At 39.7% G+C, this 5642-nt stretch carries 4 protein-coding genes; 3 read left to right on the forward strand and 1 reads right to left on the reverse strand.

Annotated elements, in window-relative coordinates; translation table 11 throughout:
- Window positions 1-123 precede the first annotated feature (123 nt).
- Window positions 124-1353 carry a YhgE/Pip domain-containing protein gene (locus tag BMG01_RS09860; protein ID WP_036068852.1) on the reverse strand — a complete coding sequence of 410 codons (1230 nt, stop codon included), beginning with the start codon at window positions 1351-1353 and terminating at the stop codon, window positions 124-126.
- A 130-nt stretch (window positions 1354-1483) separates the two neighbouring features.
- Between BMG01_RS09860 and BMG01_RS09865 the strand changes: the two genes are divergently transcribed.
- The 3 genes from BMG01_RS09865 to cysS all read left to right on the forward strand — a co-directional run bounded on the left by BMG01_RS09865 (window position 1484) and on the right by cysS (window position 5184).
- On the forward strand, window positions 1484-2071 hold the full coding sequence (locus tag BMG01_RS09865) for a TetR/AcrR family transcriptional regulator (RefSeq protein WP_004911031.1): 588 nt from the start codon (window positions 1484-1486) through the stop codon (window positions 2069-2071).
- 97 nt (window positions 2072-2168) lie between these two features.
- On the forward strand, window positions 2169-3665 hold the full coding sequence (gene gltX, locus BMG01_RS09870; protein WP_004911032.1) for a glutamate--tRNA ligase: 1497 nt from the start codon (window positions 2169-2171) through the stop codon (window positions 3663-3665).
- Between the two features lie 109 nt (window positions 3666-3774).
- Window positions 3775-5184: a cysteine--tRNA ligase gene (cysS, locus tag BMG01_RS09875; protein ID WP_004911035.1), complete on the forward strand. Its 1410-nt coding sequence runs from the start codon at window positions 3775-3777 to the stop codon at window positions 5182-5184.
- Window positions 5185-5642: the final 458 nt, after the last annotated feature.

The following is a 5642-nucleotide window of genomic DNA, read 5'->3' on the forward strand; positions in this document are numbered from 1 at the left end:
CATTTTGACCAACCAGCCATTCGTTGACGATTATTAATTTAAATTCATTTGAATATTTAGACATAGAAAAACCCAATAACTTTCTGGACATTTTTTTATTTTGTCCAAGTTATTGGGTTCACTTCAGACAAGTGGGTTTTTATTCTTTTGAAATGCGACAATGATGAGATGAATTACTATTGTCACAACGCCAATGGCGAAAAGTTGAAGCCAGAGTGTTTCTGTGTGATTGCCACCGTACAAAATGTTGTAATCAGCGCGAATCGCATAAAAACAAGGTGAAATGTTACTCATGGCTTTGAAAAATTCAGGCAAAATCGGACGTGGAATTAAGCCAGCACCAGAGACAACTTGTGTCAGCATGAATGGCATATTGATCATAATGCCCAGCTGACCTAATATCAATGAGAAAATTAAGTTGACGTTTAAGGCTGCGAACAATTCTAGTGTGTGTGTGAACCATAGTTGCCAGTAGACGTTCGTGCTGAAATGAATCATGCTCTTGCTGAGGCCAACAATCAATAGAGGCGCAAACATGGCAATCATAACAATAGCGATTTCAGTGTAAACATATGACCTCCAACGACCAATTAATGGCGCAAATGATTTATATGCCATCACAATGAGCATGGCTGCAATCATTGAACCGATATAGAAAGATAGTGACATAAAGAAAGGTGCCATGCTGTGCTGCATGCCGGTTGGCACTTTGTTGACCTTCACAATATCATATTGGTATGATTTGGCAACATTAGCGTAGGTTTGGTTAATTTTTGCAGTTGCTACTTGCTGTGTTGCCTTGGCTTTTGCTAAAATAGCGTCCTTTTGAGTAGGATTTGCCGCAATCAAAGATTTTGTTTCGGTTTCTAATTGAGACAAGGTTGCTGCTGATAAGACGCCTTTACCTTGCTGAAGTAAAACATTCTTTTGTACCTTGGCACCAACTGATTTTGACACGGTTTCCATGGCGGAGACGGCAGTCGTTGGATTGGCATAGTTGATATAAAACTTTAATTTGGCTGTACTTTTACCATCTATTTTTTTCAAATCAGCATTGAAGTTTTTGGGAACGTTAATAATCAAATAAATTTTACGATTATTAAGTTGCGCTTTGGCGTCGGACAAACTGATATTTTTCTTGATATGTTTGAATGGCAAAGCGTCTTCTAATTGATGAGCGAGCTTTGTGCTATCTTTGTCTTGGCTAACGACGGCGACGGGTAATTGATCAATTTTACTGGGAACCGCTTTGTAGCCAGAAAAATAAATACCGACCATTAATAATCCGTAAAATAAAACGATGATGAGTGCGCCAATCACACCCTTGTTGAGCAGAAATTTTTTGAAATTCATGTGGCTCTCCTTTTTATTTGCTGACAACAGAATAGCACTATTATGTTTTGCATGCAAGTTCTTGCTTGCATTTATGAAGAACAGTCCTTTAAAATAGAAATATGATAATATAGCTAAGAAGAGGTGTGATATGACAACTAATCCAACATCAAAACAAGATTTGATTTTAAATGCTTTCATTACTTTGTTAATTCAGGGTGGCTATCAATCGGCAACTATCAATAAGACAGCCGAAGTGGCGGGTGTTAATCCCAGTACGATATTTCGTAAATTCACTGATAAAGAAGGATTGCTTTCAGCCGTTGTCGAGCGCCATTTGCACGACTTATCGACCATTTTTGATGGCATGGTTGTCATTGGCGACGTCGAAAAAGATTTGATTACGATGTCTAGAATTTATCAAGAATTTCAAGCCAATCATCAAGAGATTGTGTTAGTTGGGGTCCAAGAATCATTTAGAATGCCTGCAATGAGTCGAGCAGTTGAAGAAATACCCCTCCAATTCAAGCAAATGTTAAGAGAATATTTTACGGACATGCGTGCACAACACAAAATTAGTGACCAAGTCGATATTGAAGCAGCCACTATGAATATGATTTGGTTAAATTTTGGCTATTTTTTAGCAGCTATTCGTTTTGAAAATCCCGATTTGGTAACGCCACCGGAAGATTTTTATGACAAACAAATTCGTTTTTTTGCCAAAAGTTTAGCAGTATGACTAGCATTCGCTTCGTTATTGGAACTAGCTTACTGATTGTTGTATACTAGTAGCTAGACAAATCGTGATCACATCACAAATAGGAGATTGATAACACATGACAGAAGACATTCGTGTCCGCTATGCGCCGTCACCAACGGGACATTTACATATTGGTAACGCGAGAACTGCAATTTTCAACTGGCTTTTTGCGCGCCATTATAACGGCACATTCATTATTCGTATTGAAGATACAGATTCAGCACGTAACATTGCTGACGGTGAAAAATCACAGCTGGATAATCTAGCGTGGCTTGGTTTGGATTGGGACGAAAGTCCTGATAAGCCGGGAGAATATGGTCCTTATCGTCAATCAGAACGTAATGAACAGGGTGTTTATCAAGAATTTATTGATGCTTTACTAGCCAATGGGCAAGCTTACAAGTCATACAAAACCTCGGAACAATTAGCTGAAGAACGCGAAGCACAACAAGCTGCCAAACAAGCACCACATTATATTTATGAATATGAAGGATTGACTAACGAAGAACGCGAAGCTAAGTATGCTGAATTTGAGGCGCAAGGGCTTAAGCCGGTTGTGCGTTTCCGCGTACCAGAGGAAAAAGTTTTTGCGTGGGACGATATTGTTAAGGGTCACATTGAAATTGGTGCCAAGGAAGTCGGTGGCGATTGGGTCATTCAAAAAGCTGATGGCATGCCAACTTACAACTTTGCCGTGGTGGTAGATGATCATTTGATGAAGATATCTCATGTTTTGCGTGGTGATGATCACGTTTCCAATACACCAAAGCAAATGATGATTTACGATGCTTTAGGTTGGGACGTGCCAAAGTTTGGCCACATGGCATTGATTATCAATGGTGAGACGGGTAAAAAATTGTCAAAGCGTGATGAAAATGTTTTGCAATTTGTCGAACAATATAAAGAACTCGGGTACCAACCACAAGCAATGGTTAACTTTATTGGCTTATTGGGCTGGTCACCTAAGGGTGAGGACGAAATTTTCTCACTCGAAGAATTTAAAAATATGTTTGATGAGACACGCCTATCAAAAGCTAACGCTAAGTTTGACCAAAAGAAGTTGGAGTGGATTAACAACCAATGGATGCGTCGTGACACAGCTGCTGTTATGCCACAGTTAATTCAAGAACTAGTGAATGCTGACTTGATTTCTGAGTCGGATGCGCAACTCAAAAAAGATTGGTTAGCCGACGTTATTAAGATTGCTGGGGTTGATGGCATTTCCTATACACGTGAAATCGTTGCATTAGTGCGCAAACCTTTCTTTGAACTTGGCGACGTGACTGATGAAATGGTTGACTATTTGACTTCCGATGATGGTCGCAAAGTATTTGATGCTTGGGAAGCCGCATACACAGCTTTGCCAAACGATGCCACAGCAGAAGATTATATGGCAGCCATTCGTGGCATTCAAAATGATTTGGAAATTAAAGGTCGCAATTTGTGGAATCCAATTCGTATAGCCACAACCCACGAAATTCAAGGTCCAAACTTACCAGAAATGTTAGTAGTTTTGGATAAGAATACTGTTCTACAAACAATGGCTGACATTAAACAAAAATATTTGAACTAATAACAGGCGCCACGATGTGGCGCTTTTTGTTTGCAGTGCCTCATGAAAAGCCCCAAGCGTTTGACGAGTCCTGTATAATATAAGTAAATATGTTTACAGGAGACAATGTATGATTCAGGTATTCAACACTTTGACTCGCGAAAAAGAGGTGTTCAAGTCAATAACACCGGGCAAAATTAACATGTATGTTTGTGGACCAACAGTCTACAACTATATTCATATTGGTAACGCACGTTCTGCAATTGCCTTTGATACTGTGAGACGATATTTTGAGTATCGTGGATATGATGTGAATTATGTCTCTAATTTTACAGATGTTGATGATAAAATTATTAACCGCGCCCAAGAAGAGGGTATTTCAGAAATGGCAGTGGCTAATAAGTATGCTGATGCTTTTCATGAAGACACATTGCCACTTAATATCAAGCCTGCAACTGTTCGATCACGTGCTACCGAGGTGATTCCAGAAATTATTGCCTTTGTCCAAGACTTAGTCAATGAAGGATATGCTTATGAAGTTGAAGGGGATGTTTATTTTCGTGCTAAAAAGTTCAAAGGTTATGGCATATTAGCACATCAAGATTTGGCCGAAATGGAAGCAAACGCCGCAGGGCGTCTCGATGATGAAGAAACGGCTCGTAAAGAAGATCCAATTGATTTTGCAGTTTGGAAAAGTCAGGAAAATCCAGACGTTATTTCATGGCCATCACCTTGGGGCAACGGACGACCAGGTTGGCATATTGAATGCTCAGTCATGGCACAAAAATATTTGTCAGATACCATCGATATTCATGGCGGTGGTATTGATTTGGCCTTTCCGCATCATACAAATGAAATTGCGCAATCTGAAGCGCATACGGGGCAAAGGTTTGTCAATTATTGGATGCATAATGGCTTTGTTAATGTTGATAACGAAAAAATGTCCAAGTCATTAGGCAATTTCACTACTTTGCATGACCTGTTGGCTAACTATGATGATCCAATGGCTATTCGTTATTTGCTTGCGACAACACAGTATCGACGACCAATTAATTATGCTGAAGAGACATTAGCGCAGGCGCGTGCGGAATTAGACCGTATTCGTACAGGGTACCGGAATCTTGAGTTCCGTTTGACATCAGCTATCTCAGGTCATGATAATGTGATAGATCAAGAAGTGAATAGACAACAGCAAGCATTTGAAACAGCGATGGATGACGACTTCAACGCCCAAAACGCAATTGCTGCTGTATTTGAACTTGTGACATTGGCTAATACTTATGCTGAGTCTGATACGGTTAAGCAATCGTCTGGTAATCAGCTACTAGAAACACTTCAGATGTTAATGCAGATATTTGGTGTGGATATTGTCGAAACACAGACTTCTTTAAACCCTGAACAGAAACAATTATTTGATGACAGAGCCAATGCTAGAAAATCACATGATTTCCAAAAATCAGATCAATTAAGAGATGAACTAAACGCTCAAGGGATTATCGTAGAGGATACGCCACAAGGACAGCGCTGGCATAAAGCATAACCCGACAAAATATCAAACAATAAAACCGATAACTTAGACTAAGAAACATATGTCAAAAGTTATCGGTTTTGTTTTTGACAATAAACTCTCTTTTGAAATATTAAGATAAGGTAAAGGGAGAGGTGAATGAAGCGAACGGGGGAGAGGGAAACGGGGAAGAAGTGAGGTAAAAAGCGAACGAAACGAGGGAAAAAAGGAGGCGGGGTAAGGAAAGGACAAACGGGGTAAAGTGGAGGTAAAAGAAAGGGAAAAAGGAGTTGACGAGGCGGGATAAAGTTGGTATATTAATATATGTTCTGACGGAGGCAAAAGCGAGTCAGGGCGAGCCGGAAGTTTGAGCGAGTCAACGAAGAAAGTAGTTGACAAGGCAAGAACAAGGTGATAAGATAATATAGTTGTCTCAAGGGGCAATAAGTAGCACATTGAAAACTGAACAAAACTTTGAACAAACGAATCTG

The sequence above is a fragment of the Leuconostoc sp. BM2 genome (genome assembly GCF_002095565.1).
GTDB lineage: Bacteria > Bacillota > Bacilli > Lactobacillales > Lactobacillaceae > Leuconostoc > Leuconostoc falkenbergense.